This window comes from Pseudoalteromonas sp. A601 (assembly GCF_002165575.1).
Classification (GTDB): domain Bacteria; phylum Pseudomonadota; class Gammaproteobacteria; order Enterobacterales; family Alteromonadaceae; genus Pseudoalteromonas.
Window position 1 is genome coordinate 1 of the sequence record NZ_MXQF01000089.1, and the last position, 756, is coordinate 756.

Sequence of the window (756 nt, forward strand, 5' to 3'; positions counted from 1 at the left end):
GAATATACTCACGAATGTCTTCACCGATTAAGCGACCCCCTTCATCTTTAACTGCATGTTTGCATACATAATCTTTGAGTTGTTGCTTTTGCTTAGGTGTTAGAGCACAAGGGCGACCTGGCTGTTTCTTAATGTCTAATGCCGCAATGCCATCGGTAAGATAAGCTGTCACCCACTCATTTACCAAGCGCCGACTCACGCCTGTCGCTTGTGCAACAGCCGTGCGATTTTTAACTTTAAGAAATTGACGAACAACTTGATAGCGGGTTTTTAATCGCGCATCTCGGGTGTAGGGAAAATCTGGCATGTTGGACAATTTAAGCTCAATAAGAATGAGTGAATTTACCAGTATTAGATCACAAATAGCATTAAATTAAAATAGATCATCAATTAAATGTGTTTGGTATTACTATTTCACTTTACCCCAGACAACAAAAAACCCGTTACATTGCTGTAACGGGTTTCTCTTATTTGGAGCCTGGCGATGACCTACTTTCACATAACAAATGCTACACTATCATCGGCGCTGTTTCGTTTCACTACTGAGTTCGGCATGGGATCAGGTGGGTCCAAAACGCTATTGTCACCAAGCAAATATGGTGCAAAGGAGTAATGACAAAGCACGTAGTGCTTACATTTCCTTTGCGCAAGGTGCCTCAATGTTAACGCTACGCGCTAAGAGTCACCTCATAAATTTGGAATTTCTGATAATAAAGTCTTCAAGTATCTACTTTAGTCTATTAACTTCTTCGCTTG

Annotated in this window: 1 protein-coding gene and 1 rRNA gene; both read right to left on the minus strand. The window is 40.9% G+C overall.

The window, feature by feature from the left end; all coding sequences use genetic code 11:
• The coding region (locus B5G52_RS21790; protein WP_140394367.1) for a helix-turn-helix domain-containing protein at positions 1 to 307 on the minus strand (307 nt) is incomplete at its 3' end.
• Between the two features lie 169 nt (positions 308 to 476).
• A 5S ribosomal RNA gene (gene rrf, locus B5G52_RS21795) occupies positions 477 to 591 on the minus strand.
• Positions 592 to 756 lie beyond the last annotated feature (165 nt).